Origin of the sequence: Photobacterium sp. GB-72 (genome assembly GCF_003026095.1) — a bacterium.
GTDB lineage: Bacteria > Pseudomonadota > Gammaproteobacteria > Enterobacterales > Vibrionaceae > Photobacterium.
The window spans coordinates 22,187-42,169 of the sequence record NZ_PYNV01000021.1; the positions used below are offsets into that span (position 1 = coordinate 22,187).

Sequence of the window (19,983 nt, forward strand, 5' to 3'; positions counted from 1 at the left end):
ATACGTTTTTAAGGTACAAAAAAGCCACAGTCAACACTATGGCTTTTAAGACGTTAAGATCAATTTGATTATCGTGAAAGCATCTCGACAAGGCACACAGGTGCACCGACATTACAACGATAACCTGTTGCTGTGATATCACCCGTCTCAACATTACGGTGATAGCTAACAATATCGTTAGAATGTTGATTCGCCACCAGCAACCATTCGCCATTTTGGGAAATCACAAAATCACGAGGGAATGCCCCGCCACAATCAACAGCGGCTAATTGAGTGACGTTTTCACCGTCTACATTAAAATAACTAATCTTGTTTTGAGCACGACAAGAAACATATAAAAAGCGTTCATCTGGTGATAAGTAAATAGCAGATGCCGCTTGTTTATTTTCTTCATTAGCAAGCAGTGCTTGTTGTGATACTTGCTCCCAGCAGCCATTTTGTTTTGTGATCACCACAAGCGTTTCAGACAGTTCACACACAACATAGCCGATTGATTCATCATGGCTGAAAACAAGATGTCGAGGACCTGATCCTGCTGGCATGTTTAGTGTTTGATTTAAGGCAAATGATAATGTGTTTACGTCATAATCGTAGAAGTAAACGCAATCACTGCCTAAATCAACAACGGCTAACTGATTGGTATGCTTTAGAAATGTAACTTGGTGCGCATGAGGGGCTTCTTGACGATCAACATTTGGTCCACAGCCATCAACAAATAAATCTGCGATACACTCTGTCGGTTGACCTTCTTCATCTAAACCATAAACAGTGACATTACCTGAACCATAGTTCGCCACCGCCAAAAGCTTATCTTTTACATCAATATGACAAGGATAATCCCCAGCAATAGCTAAAGAACAACGCGCTTGATGATCAGAAAAATGAAGTTGTGCACCGCTGTGTCGATCAACTTCATTAAAGGTATATAACCCGTTTTGAGTCGAAGCAAGATAAGATGGATTATGCTGTTGTTGCAACGTATCTGGCACTATCTCATTGTTTAACGTTAATACGCCAGATTGAGGATCAAGGGAAATGCCTACAACACCATGACTATCACTTGGTGCATCGGTATAAGTGCCTACATAAAAATGTAAGGGGGATTGTTTTGTCATGGAAACCTTCATAAATAAATCCGTTATCAATCATTAAAATGCCGCCTGAATAAACAGACGGCAACGACTTCTTTTAATGATTTTCTAAAATGTGAAGTAACTGCTTAGTTGGCGAGACGATAGCAACGATGGTTTCGTCAAATATGACGGCATTTTTATCAATAATTTGATGATAAGCCGCTACCTCTTGCTCTGATAACTGACATCCCTGTTTTATTTTATCAATCAGGTTCATACCGAGTTCTGCAACCGCTATAACAGCATCCGTCATAGGCAGAGTATTTACAGCAGCAATATTGTTAGCAAAAATTGGTTTTGCTTGCTGCGCGGCTAACTTAACGGTTAAGTAATGCATATTTAGCGTAGCAAGGGCTGACATATCCCCCTTATTAATACGTGAAACCAGATCGTTCATCTCATACACTGCCAAACTTTCAACAGGCAATGCATCCGCAAAGCGATTTAAACGCTCATACTGGTTATATAAATCGCCTTTCGTTGGTGTCGAATTCCACTTCTCCCAATGACGTGCATAATATTGGGCTGGCTCAACGTACTTGGCTAAGGTTTGTAACGGGCTTGAATCAGCACCATTAGCAAGACGTTTTAGCATCATGTTTGCATCTGCATGATGGCGTAACCCAACAGATATCTCTGACCACGTATCGATTGCTTTCATCCGCTTATACATGCTGCGCTCATCAGTTAACGCTTGGCTTGACCACAAACGCTCTGCAATTGCGTAACTTCGCGGCCATAAACGGTGTTCAATCGTCATAGAATCAAGGTTTTCGCCCCATATTGTGATTTCACCACCTAAAATCAATGCTTGTTCTTTTTCAGTTAATTCTGCTGGATAGCCCCCATTAGGTTCTGGGATCTGACTGCCTTTTATATCACTACTTGCAATAAGTTGCCCTGTTGCAGGCCAGCGCACATTACCGATTAACTGATAACTGCTGTCTGCAAGTTTGTCATTGGAAAAATCGTAATTAAATTCGGTGTATGACATGAAGTTATCGAAATAACCTCGGAATTTAACGCCTGGCACATACATAAGAATGTATACCTCTTCACGAGACTTACCGTTGTAGTCTGTAAACGCCCGATAACTGCCATCAGCAGCGGTAATAATAGTTAAGTTACCTTTACGTGGGCCATCTTTGCTTCTTGGCTTTACCCAATCATAAGTCTCGAATACCTCGCCTTGACGAAGTTTGTCATCCACCGTGCTCCCTTTAGGCATAGGATCGTTTCGATAGTGATAGCTTGTCGGTTGTGGCTGATCAAGGTAATACCCCGTAGAAAGAATACCTTGATACCCTTCTTTTGCGGCACGGCCTATGCTGTCATGACCTTGCCAGCTTTGGATCACTATCGATTTGGGTAACTCTTTATGCCAAATTTCATCCCACCCGATCATTTTCTTACCGCGCTCTGCCAGCATCTGCTCTACTTTAGTATTAAGATAAGACTGTAAACCGCGTTCACCATCAATATGATGCTCTTTAATAAACTGCTGAATTTTCGGGTTGTCACGCCATTGTTTATAGTTAGGCTCATCCCCGCCTATGTGGAAATACTCATCAGGAAATAAGGCAACAACTTCATCAAACACACTCGCTAGCATTGCATAAAGTTCTGGATTAGTAGGATCCATTAAAGGTTCAAATACTCCCCATCCACGTTGCTGAGGGTATTGTTGCTTTCCTATGCCAGACATTAATTCAGGGTAAGCATGAGCCACCGCAGATGCATGACCTGGTAATGATATTTCTGGAATAACACGAATACCTAAATTACGCGCATAATCGACAACCTGACGAATCTGAGCTTTGCTATAGAAATCACCATCGGTCGTGTCACGCCAAAGTTTTTGGTATTTATCGAGTTGAATACGTATGCCTTGATCGTCCCATAGATGCCAGTGAAAAACATTGAGTTTGGCTGATGCCATTGCATCTAATTGACGAAGGATCACATCAAGCTCAATGAAATGTCTTGATGTATCATAAGATACCCCACGCCAAGGAAAGCGTGGCCTATCTTGAATAGAAACAGCAGGAAAAAAATAACCAGTAGCATCCGTAGAAACTATTTGAAGCAGAGTTTCTAAGCCACGAAATACACCATAATGCTGCGCTGCATTAATCACAATTTTACCGTTGCCAACATCAAGCGTGTAAGACTCGTCACTATTAATGTTCTGAACATCCGATTTGGGGCGATGATGAATATTAATCACTAACGTCGCGTCTTGTTCAGATTGTGCTTGCCAGTTCAACATGGGCAACCCTGTCTGACGATAAAGTCGCTCCATGATTCTTTTGGCGTAAAATTGTACACGAGGCGAATCGTAACCTTTGATATAAATAGCAAAGGATTTATCCAACGTGACTATGCCTTGTTTACGCTCCACTCTCTGTGGATAAGGCATTAAATTTAAATCGCTATTTGGCGTCATTGCTATGCAACCATTAGAAACGTGGAACAAGGAAAGACATTTTTATGATCTCAGGTAATTATAAAATTAAATGTCGCATTATATCGTTGGGGATAATGGCGCCTGAATGTTGGATCACAATTGCCGCTAAAGCATGTCCTAACTTTGCTGAGTCTTGATGGCTTTTCCCTGTAACTCGCCCAGCTAAATAGCCTGCAGCAAAAGAGTCACCTGCTGCACAAGTATCAATCACATTGCTCACCTGCTCTGTCGCAACATCAGCACGCTGAACAAGCTGATCTTGGCGCCAAATAAGCTGGCAAGGTTCACTCCCTCGTTTTATCACTATTTCATGACAGCCCATGCGTAAACAACGAGCAGCAACGCTTTCATCATCTCCCCACACCAATACATCATCGTCTTGTGTGATTAACGCGATATCAACCAGCGGTAAGATTTGGCTATACCAATGTTGCGCTTCTTCGCTCGACCATAATTGAGGGCGATAGTTATTATCAAAGATGATCTTTCCACCTGTTTGCGAAAAAGCTTCAAGCCGGTTTTTAAGTCGTAAGCGGCTTGCTTGGTCTAAAATGGCAAGACTAATACCGCTCAGGTAAAAGTAATCGTATTGCTTATCTTGTAATGCAATTTCTAATTTATTCAGTGATGAGGTTGAGAAATAGCGTTTTGCTGCCGAGTTATCTCGCCAATAGAGAAAACTCCGCTCACCCGTTTTATCCGTTTGTACCATGTATAAACCGGGTAATTGCTGAGCGAAGATTTCAACTAAATTGGTGTGGATTCCTTCTAGATGCCATGTTTCCAGCAGCTCTTGAGATAATGTGTCGACACCTAATCCTGTCGCATAAGAAACATGTACTGAGTGCTGGCAAGTTAATCGTGAAAGATAAAGCGCAGTATTTAATGTATCGCCACCAAAGCTTTTACGAATAGGATCGCCGCTTAGTTCGATCATACACTCACCAAAAAATGCAATCTTGGTTTCAGCGGAGTTAAGCATCAATTGAAAACTCGATATGTAATGATATAAATAAAAAAAGAGCGCCTAAATAATCGAAGAGATGGCATTTAGGCACTCCAAATAAAGCTTAAATCTAGGGTTAGCGGCGGTCTTCTCGGTAACAAGTCACATCGACTTCGACTTTTACATCAACAACCAAATCACACACCATGCAAATACGTGCTGGTGGATGTTCACCAAAAAATTCACGAAACACTTTATTGAATGATTGGAAATAACGAGCATCAGTAAGCACGACTTTTACATGCATTACATCGGCAAGGGTATAGCCTGCTTCGTCCATGATATCGATACAGTTTTGGATCGCTAAACGAGACTGGTCAACGATTCCGCCTTCTACTACCTCACCATCAATCATCGGTGTTTGACCAGAGACATAAAGAAACCCTCCAGCCTCAGTTGCGCGAGCAAATGGCAAGTGTTGACCTCCAGTACCTACCCCACCTTCTACACCATAACGTTTGATTGACATACGACTCTCCACCGATAACTAGTTATTCTTTAAATATGTTTTTTTAATTATTTTCTTGGGTGCTACTTCTAAATAAAAATACGCCTTTCCTTGTGCCACTGACGTTGCCATTTGAATAGGTTAATTGTCCATTTACAAAGACGCTTTCTATACCCTTAGCAATAGATATTGGGTTTTGAAATGTGGCTGTATCTTTTATGGTATCAGGATCAAATAAAACTAAATCAGCAAACGCCCCTATTTTTATTTCACCACGATCTTTTAATTGATATCGATTCGCCGACATTCCCGTCATTTTATGAACCGCTTCTTCTAATGAAAATAACTGTTCTTCACGACAGTATTGACCTAACACTCGCGGGAACGTTCCCCATAAACGAGGGTGTGGCTTCGGATCATTCGGTAAGCCATCAGACCCCACCATGGTCAATTTATATTTTAAAACTCGTTTTACATCGTCTTCATCCATACAGTGATAAACAGCCCCTGCCGGTTGTAATGCTCTTGCTGCTTCTAATAATGAAAGATTCAGCTCTTCAGCTATCACCTTTAGGGTTTTACCTGCGAGTTCTGGTTTGGGTTCTGACCAAGTAATAAAAATATCAAAATCATCCGTAACTTGATTTAAATCTAGCGTTGATGAACTGGCTGAATATGGATAACAATCACAAGCAATATCTTGATATTCTGAGACTTTATCCATCAAGGATAACACTTCTACCGTGCGCCCCCAGTTACCAGCTCCTGCACATTTTAAGTGAGATATAACCACAGGTACTTGCGCATGCTTTCCTGTTTCAAAGGCTTCTTCCATCGCACTGATGATCGCTTCAAACTCTGTACGCATATGGGTTGTATATATACCACCATATTGACTTAGCACAGTTGCCAACCTCATGACTTCATCTGCGGTGGCAGCTTTTGCACTTTGGTAAGCTAAACCGGAGCTTAATCCCAATGCACCTTGCTTCATCGCTTGAGCTAAGCTCTCGCGCATAGATTCAATTTCTTCATTTGTGGCAGTACGTTGCAAATCATCTATTACGTTATTGCGTAATGTGGTATGCCCCACCAAGGCTGCAACATTCACTGCTGGCTCCGCAGCTTGCACCGCCTTTACATAATCGCCAAAGGTTGAATATTGAAAATCGTCTTTTTTTCCCAATAAGTTCATTGGCTCCGGTGGCTCTCCTTTCAAAATCGTGGGGCTTGCACTAATGCCACAATTGCCCACTATCACGGTTGTGACACCTTGGCTAATTTTAGAAAGACACTCAGGAGCACGGATCACATTGGTATCATCATGGGTATGTACATCAATAAAACCCGGTGACAACACCAATCCTTCAGCGTGAATAATTTGCTTAGCGTCATAACCATCTAATTGACCAATCGCTTGAATACGATCCTGACAAATAGCGACATCCGCAATGAACGATGCCGCGCCAGTACCGTCAACAATGACTGCTTTTTTAATGATGGTATCGCACAGCATATTGAGCACGCTCTAAATTTATAAGATGTAGACATAGTAAAGAAACGCGGATTTTAATCAGTGATAAAACACACAAAAAGGTAACAATTGTTTGATAGTTTCTAACACGTAACTTACCCTTTTATACATTTATAAAATAAGTATCAACAACTTAACTTATGTTAGAAAAGGTGATGCATGGATAAAAATCTCTTTGAATACGATAAAAACTATCATGATAACTGTTTTACTACGCCAAGTTTTGGTGATAAATCGCAACCAATTACGGCTGAGTCAAATCGGAATTACAGCCTTATTGATGAAGAAATCGCCTTACCTGCAGCAGTAATTAAAGCCTCTTTACTGGATAATAACCTTCAGTGGATGCAACAATTTGCGAATCACCATAACGTGAAATTGGCACCTCATGGTAAAACGACCATGACCCCAGCCTTTTTCCGCCAACAACTTGAACACGGCGCGTGGGGCATCACTATTGCAAGTCCTGCTCAAGCCCAAATAGCCGTACTCAGTGGGGCACAAAATATCATTATGGCGAATCAATTAGTGGGTCGCGCAAACATGATGATCATTTCACAATTAATCAAAGATTATGATGTAGACTTTTATTGTTGCGTCGACTCAAGACGCAATGTTGAAGCCTTGGAAGACTTCTTTGCCAGCCATGATCAAAAACTGAATATATTAATTGAAATGGGTGTTGATGGCGGTCGTTGTGGTTGTCGTACAGCGCAAGAAGTCATGGCGTTAGCTCAACTTATTCACCAAAGCCCCCACTTAAACTTAAAAGGTATTGAAGTCTACGAAGGGGTTATTCATGGCGATGATGCAGAACAACGAGTCAGAGACTTTCTCAATCGTACTATTGCAATCACCATCCAATTACAGCAAGAACACCTCATTCAAGGAATGCCATTAGTCACAGGTGCGGGCTCTGCTTGGTATGACATTGTTGCTGAATGTTTTAATAAGCAGCAAGAGTTAGAGGCTGTTATTCGTCCCGGTTGTTATGCCATCCATGACACGGGCATTTATCTTGATGCGCAACATCAAGTCATGCAGCGTGCTGAAAAAAATCAGGGAATAGCATGTGATTTAGGTGGTGATTTAGCATCAGCACTGGAGCTTTGGGCGTATGTGGTCTCTCGACCAGAGCCGAATAAAGTGATTGTCGGCTTTGGCAAGCGTGATGCTGCTTTTGATGCAGGATTACCTATTCTTGAACGCGCTTATCGTAATGGTGAACCTGTTGTTTTTGATCAGGTAAAAACAACGGCTGTGATGGATCAACATGCTTTTCTCTCTGTTTCAAGTGATTGCGATCTACAAGTAGGTGATGTCCTCGTATTTTCAACTTCTCACCCTTGCCTAACCTTTGATAAATGGCGTGCTGTCGCAGTATCTGATGATAACGATCGCGTCACTCACTGGGTAAGAACATGGTTTTAAACGTACTAATTAATAAGAGGAAAACAATATGAGTGTAGATGTCGATATTATTTCTCAAATAACAGAGCGTTATAATGCCCTTCGTGATGCCGAAAAGAAGGTCGCACAATGGATTATGGATGACATCCAAAGCGCAGCCAATGCCAGTATTACTGAATTAGCACAAGGCGCTGATGTTAGTGAAGCTTCTATTACTCGTTTTGCTAAAGCGATTGGATGTAAGAACGTGCGTGACATGAAAATTAAACTCGCGCAAAGCTTATCTGTCGGTCAGCGATTTATTCTAGAGCCACCGGATCAAAGTGGTTATCAAGGTATTTATGAATCAATCAAACAGTCGTTAGATGTAAACCGCAGTTTAATTGTCGAAAAAGATATTGATACCGCTGCTGATTGGTTACACAACGCTCGGCAGATCATCGCTATTGGAATGGGCGGCGGTTCAACAATTGCCGCACAAGAAATGCAGCACCGTCTATTTAGATTAGGCTACCCTGTTGTGGCTTACAACGATGGGCTGTTATCACGAATGATAGCCGCAACCGCCGAAAGTAATGATGTTTTAGTGATGATTTCATCTACCGGTTACACACCAATCGTGGTTGAAACCGCGCAGTTAGCCAAAGAGTACGGCTTAAAGATTATTGCTATAACCCCGAATAATACCCCACTCGCGGAACTAGCTAGTTTAGTGCTACCAATTAAACATCAAGAAACAGACTTTATCTATAAACCATCAGCATCACGCTACGCCATGCTAGCACTGGTTGATGTCATATCAATGGCCATTGCAGTTAAAAACAAACGACGTTCAAGAGACAAACTGCGACGATTAAAAATAGCCCTTGATGCTCATCGAGGTGGTTTAGAGAGACAACCGCTTGGAGATTAATAAGAGAAATATCTATGTGGCTGTTTAAAGGGAAAATACTGGGTTAACAATCTTTATCTTCAATACCGACAACAGGTGGTTCACCATCGTAATAATTTACAAAGTAAACGCCACACTGATCGTTATAACTAAAACCACGAGGAAATATTTTACCGACTTTAGGTGTGGTATTGCCTGCTGGTAATGCTGAGATTTGACCACTAGGTATTGTACCTTGATTACCCAAACCACACCACTCAGCCTGACATTGGGTATCTCTACCACTGGTATACATTACATCATTCAAGGTCAATAAGTAACGCATGCTATGCATCCAATGCCCGGTTGGATAACCCATAACAATTTCAATATCAACATCACCTGCATCTATCACTGACTTGTTAGGATCATGCTCAACACCAAGAACTATGGCGCGCGTATGGACAAAATCACTTGCCGTTATCAGTGAAGATTTCACTCCTTTTAATAAAGCAATGCGAGCATCTCTACTGATATTTAAAAACTTAGGGGCGACGAAAACAGCAATAATTCCAACAATAACGATGATGATAACTAGTTCAATAAGACTAAACCCTCTAATTTTCACTATCGTTATCCTTTATGTACATCAGTTTTTTGTGTCGTATATTTCCATCCTATTGACTGAGCAATGAATAGCAAACAAAGTGTTGGAAAAACGTTAGCAATATCAATAGATCATAAAAGCACAACATAAATTACATTGTGCTTTCGTATTCCTGTGTTTTAAGCCCCAAAATGCTGCAAAATAGCCTGACCAATTTGAGCTATTTCTTTATCACGCTCAGGAATACTCGCTTTAGTACCTGTTAGATAAATACTGATCACTAACGGTTGTTTTTGTTCGTTCCATACCACAGCAGTAATACCACGTGAACCATGGCCACCAGCGCCTGAGCGATCTGCAATTTCCCACCCTTTTGGTAAGACTGAACGCAACAAGCCATTTGAAACTTTATTGGCTTTCATCCAGTCTTTCAGTTGTTGTTTTGAAGACGCATTTAAAGCATTACCTAATACTAAATTGCTAATCGTTTTATTCATTGCATAAGGTGTAGTGGTATCACGCTCATCACCTGGTGTTGCCTCATTGAGTAATGGTTCAATACGATCTAACCTTGTTACATTGTCACCACTATCAATTAAAAATGTCGTTACGCCTACTGGGCCACCAATATGACTTAGTACTAAATTCGCCGCTGAATTATCACTGGTTGTCATGGTGGCAAAACACGCGTCTTTTAATGACACCTCTGTGCCGACTTTGTCTTGAAATACTGGCGCATAATCTAAAATTGTATCGGCGTTGATCAGATAGGTTTTATCCATCATGCCATCATTGATTTGGTTATCATGTAGTAACTTTGCACAAGCAAGTGTTTTAAAGGTACTCATTAATGGAAAACGTTGATCGCTGTTATAGCCAAACAACTGCTTTCCTTTGCCATCAACGACTGAAACACCAATTCTTGCACCTAATTGCTTTTCAGCATGTTCAATTGCTGAATTAACTGTGATGTTTTCCGCTAGGCTCACGCTAGAAAAGCCCAAAAGAGAGCCCATTAATACTGAACCAATAATGTGTTTTGATATTTTTTTTGATAAATAACGCATGTATACCTCTGATAATAGCTTTCACATTTTATCAGTAAAAAAATCCATTAAAAGTAACGTTTGCGACATAAAGTTAATTAAAATTGGATAACCACCTATATTTTCATTTACTATTTTACTTTATGCATTATTAGTATTAGTTTGATTTAGTATTTACATAATCTCCGTAACCACCCATATTCAAGCTACTACATAAATATAATGACTATTGAACCTACCACCTTACTTGCGATTGCAGCAATCTTTGTCGGATCTTATGTCCAAACAGCTATCGGCTTTGGTTTAGCGATTGTTTCTGCACCTATTTTAATTGTTTATGCTCCACAATACGTCCCTGCCCCTATTTGCCTTATTGCATTATTTATCTCATTACTTAACGCCTTAAAACATCGCAGTAGTATTGAACTTGGTGGTTTAAAAATGGCCATTTTAGGGCGGGTACCTGGCTCTATTGCAGGTGCGGCTTTACTTGTTTATGTTTCGGCTCATGTCCTAACATTGTGGATTGGTTTACTGGTACTACTTGCAGTGGTTGTGAGTATCTTACCTTATCGGATTGAACCGACGCCTCGTAGAATGGTTATTGCAGGCTTCTTCTCAGGCTTATTCGGTACAAGCTCCGCCATTGGTGGGCCGCCAATGGCGATATTGTTGCAACATCAAGAAGCCAATCAATTACGTGGTAACCTATCAGCATTCTTTGTCTTTAGTTCTATTGTTTCTTTAGCGGCACAAATTCCTGTCGGCTTTCTTTCTTTTGATAAACTTTGGATCACCCTCCCTTTAATCCCAAGTGCATGGCTGGGATATTGGTTAGCGCTCAAGACTACCCAGTCTCTGCCGAAAGAAAAAATACGCTACGCTGCTCTTATCCTGTGCTTAATTTGCGGTATCATTGCCATCTATGAAAGTATCCACTAGTAAATATGTATTCAATATCACATATCACTAAGATTAGTACCCACAGTATCAATTAAACCAAACAAAATGATTGACCATTACCGATACAACTTGATAAACATATGTTAACAAACATTAATTTTTATCAGTTATTTAAGAGGTATAATATGGATATTGTTGTTGCCTTAACGAATGGAAAGTTCGGTATTGTTGAAGACTGCATCACGGCAGATGATATTGAAGGTAGCTGTATTGAGTGCTGGGTTGAAAATGACACAGGCTTTACTTACGAAAAAGCGATTGTCGCATATTGTTTATAGTCTAGTTACTTTAGAATTAAGCATCTAAATAATAGGTGCTTAATTCTCTCATCATATCAAGCCAACTCTATTCAAGAACTATTGTTTTATTTATCTGAAAATATGTTGGCAATTCAATTGATAATTATAGTTAGGGTAAATGCATAGAGCATATCCTAACTATGTTATTTTCCCATCACCTGAGACTACAAAAGTAAGTAATCGCCTCTCCCGCATTAGATCTCATTAACCTATTAACCTTCTTGCAAGCCTTTCTAAATACACATAAATGTCCTATCAGTAATGCTTTTATCTAGATTAATAACAAACCAACAATCCACATAACTATACATCGGCTATAAGCAATACCGTGACGAATGCGCACAGAGCCATCTTCTATTCCCATTACTACATTAATTACGCTGATTAAACATCCACAGCAGCCTCAACAGTCAATTAACCGATTTAATACTGTAACTGTTTTTAACCCAACCACTGTACAAAACACTGTATGAATTACTGTATAAACACCTGTGACATAGCGCAATATTTTAACTATTGATAATTTTCAGTTTTCATAAAACAAAATAACACAAATAAAACATACTTAAATATTCATTTAAAATCAGATATTTAAATTAATTTGAATTCGAACGCCACCTATAAAAAACCACACAAGATATAAAAAGATCACACAAAAAACACTTGCATCAGGAGCTAAATAAAACTACTGTACACACATACAGTATGTATATATAACCACTAGTTGAGGAAAGCACTAATGAACTACCACTCATCAATTACTGCTTCACAAGTTTACAAGTCAACATTTGCAGCAGATTCAACCCAGCAACCTCTTTCTGCTGCGGTCGGACAACCAATTGAAGTGAGTTATAGTGCAGAGCAGCAAACTCAATTAGCCTATTTCTTACGACTATTAAAAAAAGCGAATAGTGAAAATCGTTGGATCATGTTTATTGGCTATGATGCCTTAATCGATAAGTCATTATTGAAAAATGCAGGTATCGACATCAACAAGGTCTTGCTGTTAAAAACACCTGTTCATCAAAGTAAACATAATTTAATGGTGAAGGCATTAGAAATGGGAAATTGCAGTGCTGTTATTGTTGCTGGTGAAATCGAACAATTTGATACTCCCCTTATATACTCTGCAGCGACCAGCGGACATGCGATGGCATTTGTACTAAATAAAAATACAACAACCCACTTAACTGTGCATTAACATGGACTAAGATCGTAACAAAATGGTTACAGTGACGTAATTTTAATGAGGATAACGTTAATAAGTTTAAATAATTCCCCTTGTTCCATCCCAAATAAACATACAAACTATCATTTTATTAAGATAATGGTTTTTAGGTACATAAAAAGACCATATAATCTTATATATATGATAATTAAAGATTAGGTTACAACATGGATAATAAGCTTGGATTAGGGGCGCTAACAGCACTCGTGATCGGCTCAATGATTGGTGCCGGCGTATTTAGCCTTCCTCAGAATATGGCACTCGTTGCAAGTCCAGCGGCTGTAATGATAGGATGGATGATCACTGGTATTGGCATGATCTTTCTCGCCCTATCATTTCAATACCTTACAATTATAAAACCTGAAATTAATAGTGGTGTATTTGGCTATGCGCAAGCTGGTTTTGGTGACTACATCGGATTTTGTTCCGCATGGGGTTACTGGCTAAGTGCAATGCTAGCAAATGTCTCATATTTAGTGATTGTCTTTAGCACATTAGGCATGTTTTTCGATAAACCTAATGATGTTATTTTTGGGCTTGGTAATACGTGGCAATCTGTTGTTGGCGCTTCTATTATTTTATGGCTCGTCCACTTCTTAATTTTGCGAGGTGTTAAAACAGCAGCAAAAATTAATATGGTAACAACCATCGCTAAATTAGTACCTCTATTCTTATTTGTCTTCTTTACCATGCTTGCCTTCAAATGGCACACATTCATTTTTGATTTTACTGGCATTGAGTTTGGTTCCAAACATGACCTACTTGATCAAGTAAAATCGACTATGTTAATCACAGTATGGGTATTTATTGGTGTTGAAGGTGCCGTCGTTGTTTCATCACGAGCTCGCGATCGGAAAGATATTGGTCGAGCAACTATTCTCGGTCTATTAACAGCGCTTATTATCTATATTTTTGTAACGCTTCTTTCTATGGGTATTATCAGCACTCCTGAACTCGCAAAATTACAAAATCCATCAACGGCTAAAATATTAGAACACATTTTAGGACCGTGGGGAGCCGTTCTAATTGGCTGTGGCTTACTTATTTCTGTATGTGGTGCATTCCTTAGCTGGACGGTTTTAGCAACAGAAGCACCGTTCCTTGCCGCTAATAATAATGTATTTCCTAAAATTTATAAGAAACAAAATGAAGCCGGTACTGCCGTTACTTCATTAAACCTAACGACTATTTGTATTCAGGTATCTTTATTTGTAGTGACTTTTGCAGGTGGAACCTACAATAGCATTTTGGTCATTGCCTCTGAAATGATTTTGATCCCCTACTTTTTAGTTGCTGCTTATACGTTAAAAATAGCGATACAAACTAAAAATAGAGGTTCTTTACTCTGGGTTGGTATCTTTGCAACCGTATACGGTATCTGGCTACTCTACGCATCTGGTTTGCACCATTTGCTGTTGTCTGCAATTTTGTATTTACCTGGAGTGTTTTTCTTTATTAAAGCAAAACGAGAACAAAATAAGCCTATTTTTGTAGGTAGAGAAATCTATTTTGTTTTATTCCTTATTACCATTTCAGCGTTTGGTATCTACTTACTTGTAACAGGAAAGTTAGTCATCTAAATTGCAACTAAAAAAGCCGTGTTAATAAAATCAACACGGCTTTTTTCACATCATCTGTTTAACTTATAACTGTCGTTCATTCCAAGCTATCTCAACACGATTTCTACCACGCTCTTTAGCCTTCATTAAGGCCTCATCAGCACGTTCAATAAAGTGGCTATAATCTTCATTCTCAAGTTCTGCTACACCTAAACTACAGGTAACTTTCATACCGTTATCCCATACAGCACTCTCTATACATTCACGTATTGATTCAGCCAGTTCTGCGGTAGCACCTAAAGGTGTTGCTGGGCAAAAAATCACAAATTCTTCTCCTCCCCAACGAGCAAATACATCAGATTTTCGTACACGCTTATTGATCAAACTTGCAAATCGTCGTAATACTTCATCACCTAAGCGATGGCCATACTTATCGTTCACTTGTTTAAAGTAGTCAATATCGATAAATATCATTGAAAAAGAAATATTATTAACAATTGAGTGTGTTGTTACCTCTGCTAACCATTCATTAATTTCATGTCTATTACGAGTTCGCGTCAAGGGATCCGTAAATGCTAACTCTTCAAACACCAAGCTTTTCTCGTACAAAGTACGGTTAGCAGCACGTAAACGTTGTGTACGTTCTTCTGTTTCTTTAATCTTTTTTCTTAGATAAATGCGATCAATAATGATAAAAGATATTGCTGTTACTACCCAAAGCGATAACAATATTTTTACTAACGCTTGTTCAGTGATCCTTTCACCATAAAAAACCAGCTTATTTAATCTAATGGAATAATTCGCTTCTTTTACATAACTGCCTGTAGCAACTTCAATGATTGAAATGTTATCAAACTGTCGACTTGATTTATCAACAGGCACTTCGTAATCAGCTATCCACCATGATAAAACTTGGAAAGAACGAAGAGGAAATACAACTAGCCCTTTATCCTCTCCAGGGGCATACTCAATTGCATTAAACTTTAGAGAAATAGGATCTGATAACTTCGCGTAAGCTGAATCATAATTACGTAAATAAATACGAACTCTTTCTCCCTCTAAAGGGCTGTCATAATCAATATCAATCCCAACACTATCATAATCACTAAGATCAATACCTTTATCAACTGAGTCTGTTAGTGATATCGCAATTTCACAAAAAGGCCATTGCGCTTTATTAACGATATCACATTCAAGTAATGCACCATTCCTATCTATATATAAAGACGATTCTGTTGCACCATTCTGTCCTTTATCATCAATAATTTTGTATGTACTATTTACAGGAGACACAATGTACTCTTTCTTTGCGCCACCAAGCATAAACCACCCATAAACAATACAGGTAAAAATAACTAGAAATAATATAGTGTAACGGACTGGTTTTATTAAACCTGTCATGAAAACCTCAGAGACAATTAAAGAAAAAAATATGCATATAATTTAGTAGTAAAACTAACAAAGCTTACCGATTATAACAATAGAATAATCATTAATATGTAAGCCTTATTATACTTTCAGTGCAAAGCATTAACACTAATAAAACAATAAGTTATCTTGAATTTATCATTATTGCCTCACCGTATATTAGCGACGATTTCTATGCTTACCTCTATTCTGGTGGATTCTACTTTTCGACTTTGCTCGTCGCTTTTCAGCTGCTGCACCACGGTGAACAGATTGTGTTTCTATTAATTCAGGATTAGGCTCATAGCCTTCTAACCATTGCTGTGGTAGACGGCTATCTAATAACTCTTCAATCGCTTTTAATGCCCATTCTTCATCAAGGCTCATCAAAGTAATTGCATGACCAGTCATTCCTGCTCGGCCTGTACGACCAATACGGTGAACATAATCTTCAGCTTTGAAAGGCATATCAAAGTTAACTACATATTCAAGTTGCTCAATATCCAGACCTCTGGCAGCAACATCAGTTGCGACTAATACACGAGTCTTACCTGATTTAAAATCATCTAATGCACGTTGGCGCGCACCTTGGCTTTTGTCACCATTGATCGATGACGCTTTAATACCATCTAAACCCAAATCTTTTGCTAACTGATCAGAGCCCTGCTTAGTTTTAGTGAAAACCAATACCTGTCGCCAATTACGAGAACCAATTAAATACGCAAGTAATTCAGCTTTACGATGTTTATCAACAGGGTAAACCATTTGTTCAACGGTTTCCGCAGCAGTATTTGCTGGCGTTACTTCTACCATTTTAGGGTTGGTAAGAATATCAAATGCTAGCTTTTTAACTTGCTTTGAAAAAGTAGCAGAGAAAAATAATGTCTGACGTTCTGCCGGCATTCGCTTCATAATACGTTGAATATCAACAATGAACCCCATGTCTAACATACGATCTGCTTCATCTAATACAAACGTTTCAACTTCAGATAAAGAGACAGAACCATTAAAGACGTGATCAAGTAAACGTCCAGGTGTCGCGACTAAAATTTCAGCGCCTGCATTTAAGGCTTTAACTTGTACATTCATACTCGTACCGCCATAAGCAACCGCCACTTTTAACTCGGTATATTTGGCATACGTTGTAATACTATCAAATACTTGTTGAGCTAATTCTCGTGTTGGAGTCAAAATTAAAGCACGAATTTTATTACGTGACTTCTGATTATTTTCGACCGCTGTCGACACCTGCTCAGCTTGCGATGGTAACGTCATTAAGCGTTGTAATAGTGGAAGTGCAAATGCTGCTGTTTTACCTGTGCCAGTTTGTGCACCTGCCATTACATCGTCACCTTTCAATGCCAATGGAATTGCTTGTTGCTGCACATCTGTAGGTGTTGAATAACCTAATTCAGTCAATGCTTTTAACAAATTGGGATGAAGGTTTAGGGATTGAAACGACATAATGATTTCCTAACAGTAAAAACACTTATAACTTTCGATACAAGTAAGAACCGTGAGTCTACCATAAAAGGAAATAAGCGATCTTTTATCAATTGAAACAATATATAAAAATTATCAACAATGCAGATTTATAGAAAGGATGTTATTGGATATAGAGCTGTTTTTTTATTCTATAAATTCGCAGTTCTCTGATAGTAACAAAAACAAAATTGATAATCACAGTGATAAACAGGAAAGATGCTCCTAGTGGAGAATAGTCGAAGCTCATCATAAGATAGCCTAATGCACTGAATGAAATTAAAACTAATATCCACCTCAATGGCGAACCAAATCGTAAATCGTCGCGTTTCTTATCGTAATACACTGAAAAACGGCCTAATAGAAAGCCAAACTTAATGTCTAAACCATAAGATTTTATCTCATAAGGCTGCGAGATTTTTTTTAATTCCTGCTCAAGCTCTGCAATATCCATATTCATTTCCTTATAAAAGTATATCCATACTAGCAATTTAAAAATAAGAATTTTAAACAGAGGTAAAATTATGAGGCTCGTTTAACAAAAAAGAGCTCTATAAGAGCCCTTTTGATTGAATCTAAAAAATATTATTTTATATTTAAGAATGCCGCACCACGTACGCCACCCGCATCACCATATTTTGCTTTCACTACTTTTGGCGCAACAGCTACAGACAATAAATATTTAGGTAAACGCTTTGGTAATTCATCGTAAATAACATCAAAATTAGATAAACCACCACCAAGTACCACAACGTGCGGATCTAAACCAGTAAAGATATTAGCGAAACAGATAGCAAGCAACTCTAAGAAACGTTCTACATGCTCAACTGCTTTTTCTTCACCTTCACGATAATGACCAATAATTTCAATTGCTTTTAACTTTTCACCGTAATAGTGCTGGTATAACAATTCAAAACCACGACCCGAAAGATAATTATCAATACAGCCTTTTTGACCACATCCACAACCGAGTAACGGTGCATTTTCACCTAAAAATAACCATGCATCTAACGGTAATCGAGCATGGCCTAGTTCACCACCTACATGGTTTAGACCAGAAAACACCTTGCCATCAAATACCATACCACCGCCAACGCCAGTACCAAGGATCAAACCTAGTACTGATGGCGAATCTTTATGTTCATCATCCCACGCTTCAGATAATGCAAAACAATTCGCATCGTTATCAAGTGCCACTTTACGACCCAGTTTCGCTTCTAAGTCTGCACGTAACGTGCGCCCTTTTGCAGCAGGAATATTAGACGTTAATACAACGCCATTTCGTGCATCTTCAATACCAGGAATACCGATGCCTACCAAGCCTTCACAACCAAATTTTTCATCGGCTTGTTGAACCAAAGTAACAACTATATCGATTAACTTATTGTAATCATCACCTGGTGTTGCCACACGCTCTGTTGCTACACGCTCAAGCTTTTCATTAAATGCCCCAAATTCAATTTTGGTACCGCCGATATCAAAGCCGTAGTACATCCTATAACCTCACAAATAATGCTCAACAACACCCGACCAGTGTACAAAACTTTCACTACTTTGAAAATTATCCACACTAAGCACCACTCTATCTGTGACTAATAGCAAATTTAGCCTCATGATGAGGTGTAAAGATCTCGTTTAAAGAAAAAATTTAGCTAAATTACATAATCATCACTGATTAAATGACAACCTCTCTCATTAACAACAAGTGACAAGGTAACGTTTACATTTAATTTCCGTACTCAAGCATAAAACTTTGAAGTGTTTTTAAGGCAGAGTCATCAGGCAATAGTCGATTCATTTTACCTGTGATGTAATTTTCACGAAATACATCAAACCACAGGTCTAACATTTCAGCATTTTCATGCTCACCAAATAAATCAACAATTTTAGCAGCAACTTCTGCTGTACCTAATTGGTTATCCTTAGACGCCTCACGCATTTTATAACGTGATGGTTTATCAGGGTTTATCGATAAGACTGGGAAATTATTTAAGTAAGGACTTTTACGAAACATTTTTTTTGCTTCAGCCCAACTACCATCCAGCATGATAAATAATGGACGTTTGCCGTCTGGCAGCTCAACGTTTTCGGCAACACGTTCAGGCTCTGCATATTCAGCAGGAAAAACCACATAAGGTTGCCATTGTGGATCATTAAGCAGTGCTAACATCTCTGTATTCGGTTCAGTACGAGACCAAATATAAGCGAAGGTATCTTCAAAAACATCAGCAATCAAACGGCCTGTATTGCTTGGTTTTAAGATCTCGTCATCGAACATGATGAGTAGAAACGCAGCATTCGATGTTGCTAATGGTCGATACTCACAAATACAAAGATGAGTTCGCAGCATACATTGACGACAACGCTCAACTTTACAACCGCGAGCTAAAAATGGACGAGTCGAACGCGCTAAACGTTCGTCATATAAAGTATGTACAGCATGTATGCGCATGAAGGATAACCTGAGACAAAATGAACTGCCGCATTCTACCGAATACCATGCGCAACATACAAAAATTAACT

Annotated in this window: 18 protein-coding genes; 6 read left to right on the plus strand and 12 right to left on the minus strand. The window is 39.0% G+C overall.

From position 1 onward, the window contains the following. Positions 1 to 68: 68 nt before the first annotated feature. The 5 genes from C9J40_RS18740 to C9J40_RS18760 form a co-directional block, all read right to left on the minus strand. The gene (locus tag C9J40_RS18740) at positions 69 to 1,115 is read right to left on the minus strand and encodes a lactonase family protein (protein WP_107247679.1); all 1,047 of its coding nucleotides are present in this window, start codon (positions 1,113 to 1,115) and stop codon (positions 69 to 71) included. Between the two features lie 73 nt (positions 1,116 to 1,188). Beyond that, positions 1,189 to 3,579 (minus strand): family 20 glycosylhydrolase, encoded by a 2,391-nt coding sequence (locus tag C9J40_RS18745; RefSeq protein WP_233220335.1) that lies wholly within the window; start codon positions 3,577 to 3,579, stop codon positions 1,189 to 1,191. A gap of 58 nt (positions 3,580 to 3,637) precedes the next feature. Continuing rightward, positions 3,638 to 4,582, minus strand: a complete 945-nt coding sequence (locus C9J40_RS18750) for a sugar kinase (RefSeq protein WP_107247656.1) — start codon at positions 4,580 to 4,582, stop codon at positions 3,638 to 3,640. A gap of 100 nt (positions 4,583 to 4,682) precedes the next feature. Then, complete coding sequence (locus C9J40_RS18755) at positions 4,683 to 5,075, minus strand: RidA family protein (protein WP_005368015.1); 393 nt, start codon at positions 5,073 to 5,075, stop codon at positions 4,683 to 4,685. Positions 5,076 to 5,118: 43 nt separating this feature from the next. Then, entirely contained in the window at positions 5,119 to 6,570 is a 1,452-nt protein-coding gene (locus C9J40_RS18760) for an amidohydrolase family protein (protein WP_107247657.1), read from the minus strand. A 177-nt stretch (positions 6,571 to 6,747) separates the two neighbouring features. Between C9J40_RS18760 and C9J40_RS18765 the strand changes: the two genes are divergently transcribed. Next, the gene (locus tag C9J40_RS18765) at positions 6,748 to 8,019 is read left to right on the plus strand and encodes an amino acid deaminase (RefSeq protein WP_107247658.1); all 1,272 of its coding nucleotides are present in this window, start codon (positions 6,748 to 6,750) and stop codon (positions 8,017 to 8,019) included. A 28-nt stretch (positions 8,020 to 8,047) separates the two neighbouring features. Further along, entirely contained in the window at positions 8,048 to 8,911 is an 864-nt protein-coding gene (locus C9J40_RS18770; RefSeq protein ID WP_107247659.1) for a MurR/RpiR family transcriptional regulator, read from the plus strand. A gap of 43 nt (positions 8,912 to 8,954) precedes the next feature. Here the strand turns inward: C9J40_RS18770 and C9J40_RS18775 are convergent, their stop codons facing one another. Together C9J40_RS18775 and bla are read right to left on the minus strand one after the other, a co-directional pair. Beyond that, positions 8,955 to 9,497: a prepilin-type N-terminal cleavage/methylation domain-containing protein gene (locus C9J40_RS18775; protein WP_107208261.1), complete on the minus strand. Its 543-nt coding sequence runs from the start codon at positions 9,495 to 9,497 to the stop codon at positions 8,955 to 8,957. Between the two features lie 158 nt (positions 9,498 to 9,655). Beyond that, positions 9,656 to 10,543, minus strand: coding sequence for a class A beta-lactamase (gene bla, locus C9J40_RS18780; protein WP_107208260.1), 888 nt, complete (start codon positions 10,541 to 10,543; stop codon positions 9,656 to 9,658). 201 nt (positions 10,544 to 10,744) lie between these two features. Here bla and C9J40_RS18785 point away from each other — a divergent pair, with 201 nt between their 5' ends. The 4 genes from C9J40_RS18785 to C9J40_RS18795 all read left to right on the plus strand — a co-directional run bounded on the left by C9J40_RS18785 (position 10,745) and on the right by C9J40_RS18795 (position 14,592). Continuing rightward, on the plus strand, positions 10,745 to 11,464 hold the full coding sequence (locus tag C9J40_RS18785) for a sulfite exporter TauE/SafE family protein (protein ID WP_107208259.1): 720 nt from the start codon (positions 10,745 to 10,747) through the stop codon (positions 11,462 to 11,464). A gap of 146 nt (positions 11,465 to 11,610) precedes the next feature. Beyond that, a complete protein-coding gene (locus C9J40_RS22175; protein ID WP_199187151.1) occupies positions 11,611 to 11,763 on the plus strand; it encodes a hypothetical protein in 153 nt (50 codons plus the stop codon). Between the two features lie 760 nt (positions 11,764 to 12,523). After that, positions 12,524 to 12,985 (plus strand): SulA-like leucine-rich domain-containing protein, encoded by a 462-nt coding sequence (locus C9J40_RS18790; RefSeq protein ID WP_107208258.1) that lies wholly within the window; start codon positions 12,524 to 12,526, stop codon positions 12,983 to 12,985. A gap of 194 nt (positions 12,986 to 13,179) precedes the next feature. Beyond that, the gene (locus C9J40_RS18795) at positions 13,180 to 14,592 is read left to right on the plus strand and encodes a basic amino acid/polyamine antiporter (protein ID WP_107208257.1); all 1,413 of its coding nucleotides are present in this window, start codon (positions 13,180 to 13,182) and stop codon (positions 14,590 to 14,592) included. A gap of 63 nt (positions 14,593 to 14,655) precedes the next feature. Here C9J40_RS18795 and C9J40_RS18800 read toward each other — a convergent pair whose 3' ends face one another. The 5 genes from C9J40_RS18800 to C9J40_RS18820 form a co-directional block, all read right to left on the minus strand. After that, a complete protein-coding gene (locus tag C9J40_RS18800; protein ID WP_107208256.1) occupies positions 14,656 to 15,972 on the minus strand; it encodes a GGDEF domain-containing protein in 1,317 nt (438 codons plus the stop codon). A 186-nt stretch (positions 15,973 to 16,158) separates the two neighbouring features. Continuing rightward, positions 16,159 to 17,442, minus strand: coding sequence for a DEAD/DEAH box helicase (locus C9J40_RS18805; protein WP_107247660.1), 1,284 nt, complete (start codon positions 17,440 to 17,442; stop codon positions 16,159 to 16,161). A 142-nt stretch (positions 17,443 to 17,584) separates the two neighbouring features. Beyond that, complete coding sequence (locus C9J40_RS18810; protein ID WP_107247661.1) at positions 17,585 to 17,914, minus strand: hypothetical protein; 330 nt, start codon at positions 17,912 to 17,914, stop codon at positions 17,585 to 17,587. 131 nt (positions 17,915 to 18,045) lie between these two features. After that, a complete protein-coding gene (gene nagK / locus C9J40_RS18815) occupies positions 18,046 to 18,954 on the minus strand; it encodes an N-acetylglucosamine kinase (protein WP_107208253.1) in 909 nt (302 codons plus the stop codon). A 232-nt stretch (positions 18,955 to 19,186) separates the two neighbouring features. After that, positions 19,187 to 19,912: a tRNA-uridine aminocarboxypropyltransferase gene (locus C9J40_RS18820; protein ID WP_107247662.1), complete on the minus strand. Its 726-nt coding sequence runs from the start codon at positions 19,910 to 19,912 to the stop codon at positions 19,187 to 19,189. Positions 19,913 to 19,983: the final 71 nt, after the last annotated feature.

Excerpts from the sequence above, each read along its gene's own strand:
- C9J40_RS22175 (WP_199187151.1), top strand. The coding sequence starts at position 11,611 with ATGGATATTGTTGTTGCCTTAACGAATGGAAAGTTCGGTATTGTTGAA.
- bla (WP_107208260.1), bottom strand. The coding sequence starts at position 10,543 with ATGCGTTATTTATCAAAAAAAATATCAAAACACATTATTGGTTCAGTA.
- C9J40_RS18750 (WP_107247656.1), bottom strand. The coding sequence starts at position 4,582 with ATGCTTAACTCCGCTGAAACCAAGATTGCATTTTTTGGTGAGTGTATG.
- C9J40_RS18790 (WP_107208258.1), top strand. The coding sequence starts at position 12,524 with ATGAACTACCACTCATCAATTACTGCTTCACAAGTTTACAAGTCAACA.
- C9J40_RS18755 (WP_005368015.1), bottom strand. The coding sequence starts at position 5,075 with ATGTCAATCAAACGTTATGGTGTAGAAGGTGGGGTAGGTACTGGAGGT.
- C9J40_RS18800 (WP_107208256.1), bottom strand. The coding sequence starts at position 15,972 with ATGACAGGTTTAATAAAACCAGTCCGTTACACTATATTATTTCTAGTT.
- C9J40_RS18805 (WP_107247660.1), bottom strand. The coding sequence starts at position 17,442 with ATGTCGTTTCAATCCCTAAACCTTCATCCCAATTTGTTAAAAGCATTG.
- C9J40_RS18745 (WP_233220335.1), bottom strand. The coding sequence starts at position 3,579 with ATGACGCCAAATAGCGATTTAAATTTAATGCCTTATCCACAGAGAGTG.
- C9J40_RS18760 (WP_107247657.1), bottom strand. The coding sequence starts at position 6,570 with ATGCTGTGCGATACCATCATTAAAAAAGCAGTCATTGTTGACGGTACT.
- C9J40_RS18820 (WP_107247662.1), bottom strand. The coding sequence starts at position 19,912 with ATGCGCATACATGCTGTACATACTTTATATGACGAACGTTTAGCGCGT.
- C9J40_RS18810 (WP_107247661.1), bottom strand. The coding sequence starts at position 17,914 with ATGGATATTGCAGAGCTTGAGCAGGAATTAAAAAAAATCTCGCAGCCT.
- C9J40_RS18740 (WP_107247679.1), bottom strand. The coding sequence starts at position 1,115 with ATGACAAAACAATCCCCCTTACATTTTTATGTAGGCACTTATACCGAT.
- C9J40_RS18795 (WP_107208257.1), top strand. The coding sequence starts at position 13,180 with ATGGATAATAAGCTTGGATTAGGGGCGCTAACAGCACTCGTGATCGGC.
- nagK (WP_107208253.1), bottom strand. The coding sequence starts at position 18,954 with ATGTACTACGGCTTTGATATCGGCGGTACCAAAATTGAATTTGGGGCA.
- C9J40_RS18765 (WP_107247658.1), top strand. The coding sequence starts at position 6,748 with ATGGATAAAAATCTCTTTGAATACGATAAAAACTATCATGATAACTGT.
- C9J40_RS18770 (WP_107247659.1), top strand. The coding sequence starts at position 8,048 with ATGAGTGTAGATGTCGATATTATTTCTCAAATAACAGAGCGTTATAAT.
- C9J40_RS18785 (WP_107208259.1), top strand. The coding sequence starts at position 10,745 with ATGACTATTGAACCTACCACCTTACTTGCGATTGCAGCAATCTTTGTC.